The organism is Bartonella sp. AP21QHHD (assembly GCF_042196205.1).
In the GTDB taxonomy this organism is placed as follows: domain Bacteria; phylum Pseudomonadota; class Alphaproteobacteria; order Rhizobiales; family Rhizobiaceae; genus Bartonella.
Window position 1 is genome coordinate 1 of the sequence record NZ_JBHIPT010000096.1, and the last position, 4,435, is coordinate 4,435.

A 4,435-nucleotide genomic window follows, 5' to 3' on the forward strand; every position below is an offset into this window, starting at 1 on the left:
AGAAAACCTCCTCAACTTCCCATGCTAATTGGTCAACAAAACGTGCTCCATCTTCACATGTCGCATAACATTCAACATCTACTGTTAAAACACACCGCCTTAAGCCAAAATCATGTCCATCTTCAATTGTTTCACTTTGTGTTGAGATATTAATAGCTGGCATTGCTTCAATAAATAAATTGAAGTCACGCATATTGAAAACATTGTCACCAGCTGCCGTCTTTGCTGCTTTGATCAACGCAACAAATGTTTCTCTTATCGTCTCTCTCGGATGCATGGGGGCTCCTGTTATTTAACATTTATCCTTTTCTTTATATTGGTATCGTGTTATGATACGTAAAAGAACGAATAAAGGTGATTTGGTGATTGAATCTTTTGCTGATAAGCGGTGTAAAGATCTTTTAGAAGGCAATCTGCCCAGAGGCTTTCCCACCACTCTAGTGCGTATAGCCCAAAGAAAGTTGTTTATGCTCGATAAAGCAGTTGATCTTAAAGATTTGCGCAGTCCTCCGAGAAATCGTCTAGAAGCGTTGAAAGGAGAGCGTAAAGGTCAATATTCTATCCGTATTAATGACCAGTTTCGTATTTGTTTTGAATGGCGCTCTAATGGTGCCTATGAAGTTGAAATCGTAGATTATCATTGATCTGTAGGAGGTCGAGATGAAAAATTATATAGCGATTCATCCCGGAGAAATTTTACGAGAGGAATATTTAAAAGAATATGCTCTCTCTGCTTATGCTCTTGCAAAAGCATTAAATGTTCCACGCACGAGAATAGAACGTATTGTTGCTGAAAATAGTCCAGTGACTCCCGATACAGCACTAAGATTAGCCTATTTTTTTGATACTACTGCTGAATTTTGGCTTAACATGCAAGCTGCTTATGACGTTAGTATATTACAAACTGAAAAAGCAGACGAATTTGCCAAAATCAATAAATTTGAATGTAGGGTTTAACCACCTCCCCATTTTGAGAACGGGGAGGGGAGTTGTGTTTTTAAGTTAAGCAACCTTTTTAATGGGGTTGTCTAAATCTGGTTCGTAAGTTCGCAACAAAGAATCCATGCTATGTGGAAGTTCTGAAGCTCCAAAATCTGTCAAAATTGCCAAGATTTTTGTAATATTGGGCACGTCATCTTGAAGCTTTAAAACCAGAGCATCTACGACCGATTCCATAACCTCAACTATAGCATTGCAGTCCTCATCTCCAATGCCTCGATGGTTAGAAAGCTTAAACAACGACAGCCACAAATCGCATAAGAAGTCTACACTGCTATTCATTGCACACCCCCAAAGATTTGCTCTCTCAAACATGCCAATCCTCTGGATGTAATTTTTGTTGAAGGGAGCACCTTTTCTGTACCATCCGGTCTTTGAATGGTGATAGCAGGGCAGTCCATGAATCCTTTCTTGATTTTATCCTGATAAGGTAACAGAGGCGCCCCTGGAGCCCGTCGATAGACCCAATCATTTTTACGCAAGTAATCTGTTAAGTCCTTTGGTCGTACTTCAAGCATTTTCGCTGCTTCGATAAGACCGAACAAACCATCAGAACGCTTTAAACCATCCAAAGCTTTTGCTTTTGGTGCTAATTCAGCAATAACATGATCTTTCTGCTCTATTTGATTTTGTAAGTGATTTAAAACACCAAGTAATGCCTCCGGTTTGGAGTAGTCAACTTGTGGGGTTGCTACTTGTTTCAAAAGCCGTTCACATTTGATAAAGTATTGACGTGCTTCATGCCCTTTATCATTACGCTCTATCATCGAAAGATGTTTAGCCACGTCTAACGTAATGTGATATTCTTTTACCTTTCCACCGCTTACTAAATTTTTAGTAAGCGTTATAAAGTTTATATTTTCCTGAAATTTACATTCTTTAATGCGATTTTTAATCCAATCATTAAAGCGAGCTTTTATTTCTAAAAACGTATGTAAATCACGCGCGTTAACAGTTTGAACAGTTTCCTGATCAATAACCTGTTCTCTAATTTCTATAAGAGTATTCATAATGAATTCCTTGTTGATAGATGTTTCTTAATGACACTCTAAAAGAGTGCCGGGTGCTAAGAAACACGGCAACAAGCCCGTCGTTATGCTTTCCCCCGAAAGGGTATTTTATGGCATAACCACACCCGACAAGACCAGTATACGCTATACGCATATAATGAGTCAAAGCCTTTACAATGTGCGGAAGACTGATTATTTCGGCAACCAATCCGCTTGTTGTTTTAAGGTGTTTCTTAGGCACCTGATTCGATTATTCATATTGTCGCCACAATGTCAAGTGGCAATGTAATGTTTTTATAAAAGTAATTAGTTAAATCCTTTGGTCGTACTTCAAGCATTTTCGCTGCTTCAATAAGACCAAACAACCCATCAGAGCGCTTTAAACCTTCCAAAGCTTCTGCTTTTGGTGCTAATTCTGCAATAACATGATCTTTTTGCTCAATTCGACTTTGTAGGTGATTTAAAACACCAAGTAATGCCTCCGGTTTGGAGTAGTCAACTTGTGGTGTGGCTACCTGTTTTTCCAATTCTTGCCAACGGTCAATGATTTTAGCTCGTAAGGCAGTACTGTAACCAGATACGAGAATTAAACATTCGCGCTTGGGTAAATTATAACAAGGGCGTGTTTTTCCTTGTTCATCAATATAACTGCTTAAAAACTTAGCCGGCTCAAATTTGAGCTCGCTAAATATTTGTTTAATGTCTCGCATAACATTTTTATGCTTCTTACTACATACTCCCGCAATTTCAATGCTAGACATAGTCTGAGTGGTAGCACCATTAGTAGCACTTCCTTTAATTTCTATAAGAGTGTTCATGAGAACTCCTTATCGTTAGATGTTTTTCATTGACTCTTTAATTAGAAAGTGCCGAGCACTGAAAAACACGGTAGTAAGTCCGTCGTTATGCTTTCCTATGAAGGTGTGTTATAGCATAACCACACCCCACAAAATCACTATATGCGAGTAACATACAATGAGTCAAAGCCTTTAATGTGCGAAAATAAACTATCCCGGTAGCTTATCTGCTTAGTATTTAAGGTGTTCGTTAGGTTCCTGTTTCGATTATTCATACTCCTATAATAATATCACTTTTTTCTAAAAATCATAAGCACATATTTACTTTATTTGTCGACTCACTTTAGATTTTCCAGCTTAGTTTTTTATTTATAGTGGAGGGGACAATAATGCTCGACATACTTGATACAATTGCGATGATCGTATGTTTGTTGTCGTTACCGGTGATGGTTGTCGGACTTGTTTTAGTGTGTATAAAAAAATGGTGCAAAAATGGATTGAAAACCCTTGGCATTGGAGTCTTATTATTTCTCGGCTCTGCAATATTAGGTGCGTTTTTTTTTCACAAAATCAAACCAGATCAAGTTGCGTACAATAATGAAATTTTTTCCTCCTCCTCGACTTTATTAATAGATGTTGCTACTCAAAATGAAAGCGTGACAAAGGCACTACCTGAGAATACTGATAAGCAAAGTATCCATGTTCAAGATAAAAAGTCAGACGAAAATGATGGTCTAGGTTTTTGGGGATGGTTCAGGTTAATTTTCTTTGCATTTATTGCATTGTCTATTTTTGTTCATTGGCAAGATAAACGCAACAAACGTTTTAAAGAAAAAGTTTCAGAGCAGGTTTTAATGCCTCCCCCGCATATCCATCCTTCTTCTGATTTATCAGTTGTTAATAAAATGTCGCCGGAACTTGAAAAAAAACGGTTAGAAAAGAGGGTACAGATCGTTCTTCTTTGTGCTCTACTGATTGGAGGCATTGTGGTAACAGTAACTATTACGCCATGGTTATTAGTACCCATTTTTATTGTTTTAATTTTTGTTATTATTGCCTATCGTGAGACAAAAAAGGAAAAAAGCTTTGAGCAAGAAGTTGCTCTGTGGCAATCAGATATTCCTCCCTCTAATTTTGAGGAAGCATGTGAAATGTTTCAAGAACTTGACGCAAGTGAATATGATTATCGTTTAGTACAAAATGAAAAACTGTTGGGAGTTCAAGAACGCGTTACCTTTGATATTGGCGAAAATACTCCAATTTTAGGACGTCTTTTAGTAACAAATCAAGCTATTGTATTTGAAAGCCCTGAAGATAATGAAAGGACTACTTGGGCAAGAATTGCATCAGTAACTATAACATACCAAGGATGTCACATCAGTCACCGTACCGGCGCACCATGGAATTACCGATTTAGTGCTATTCCAAATCCAAGGTTTGCAGCAGTAATCCGGGTTCTTGGGCAGCCTTATTGATTTTGAAACACACAAGACAAAGGTTCCTCATTGTTTTATCTCTCGCAAGATAAGCTTATACATACCGGATTCAGAGGCTTGGACATCTGTGACAGTGAAGTGTTCTTGAGAAGAGGGGGCTTTGTTGTTTTCAGGAGAGAGGACCACAATACTA

At 37.9% G+C, this 4,435-nt stretch carries 5 protein-coding genes and 2 pseudogenes; 3 read left to right on the plus strand and 4 right to left on the minus strand.

Annotated elements, in window-relative coordinates:
• Positions 1 to 277: pseudogene (locus ACFIMC_RS05785) on the minus strand (hypothetical protein); the annotation flags it as partial.
• A gap of 52 nt (positions 278 to 329) precedes the next feature.
• Between ACFIMC_RS05785 and ACFIMC_RS05790 the strand changes: the two are divergent.
• Together ACFIMC_RS05790 and ACFIMC_RS05795 are read left to right on the plus strand one after the other, a co-directional pair.
• Entirely contained in the window at positions 330 to 644 is a 315-nt protein-coding gene (locus tag ACFIMC_RS05790; RefSeq protein WP_375672189.1) for a type II toxin-antitoxin system RelE/ParE family toxin, read from the plus strand.
• Between the two features lie 16 nt (positions 645 to 660).
• Positions 661 to 957 carry a HigA family addiction module antitoxin gene (locus ACFIMC_RS05795; RefSeq protein ID WP_004861504.1) on the plus strand — a complete coding sequence of 99 codons (297 nt, stop codon included), beginning with the start codon at positions 661 to 663 and terminating at the stop codon, positions 955 to 957.
• 45 nt (positions 958 to 1,002) lie between these two features.
• Here ACFIMC_RS05795 and ACFIMC_RS05800 read toward each other — a convergent pair whose 3' ends face one another.
• The 3 genes and pseudogenes from ACFIMC_RS05800 to ACFIMC_RS05810 all read right to left on the minus strand — a co-directional run.
• On the minus strand, positions 1,003 to 1,281 hold the full coding sequence (locus tag ACFIMC_RS05800; protein WP_375672188.1) for a hypothetical protein: 279 nt from the start codon (positions 1,279 to 1,281) through the stop codon (positions 1,003 to 1,005).
• Positions 1,278 to 2,009 (minus strand): antA/AntB antirepressor family protein, encoded by a 732-nt coding sequence (locus ACFIMC_RS05805; RefSeq protein ID WP_375680813.1) that lies wholly within the window; start codon positions 2,007 to 2,009, stop codon positions 1,278 to 1,280. The genes ACFIMC_RS05800 and ACFIMC_RS05805 overlap by 4 nt, the downstream gene beginning before the upstream one ends.
• 290 nt (positions 2,010 to 2,299) lie before the next feature.
• Positions 2,300 to 2,827, minus strand: a pseudogene (locus ACFIMC_RS05810) (Rha family transcriptional regulator); the annotation flags it as partial.
• A 368-nt stretch (positions 2,828 to 3,195) separates the two neighbouring features.
• Between ACFIMC_RS05810 and ACFIMC_RS05815 the strand changes: the two are divergent.
• Entirely contained in the window at positions 3,196 to 4,281 is a 1,086-nt protein-coding gene (locus tag ACFIMC_RS05815) for a hypothetical protein (RefSeq protein ID WP_375621835.1), read from the plus strand.
• Positions 4,282 to 4,435: the final 154 nt, after the last annotated feature.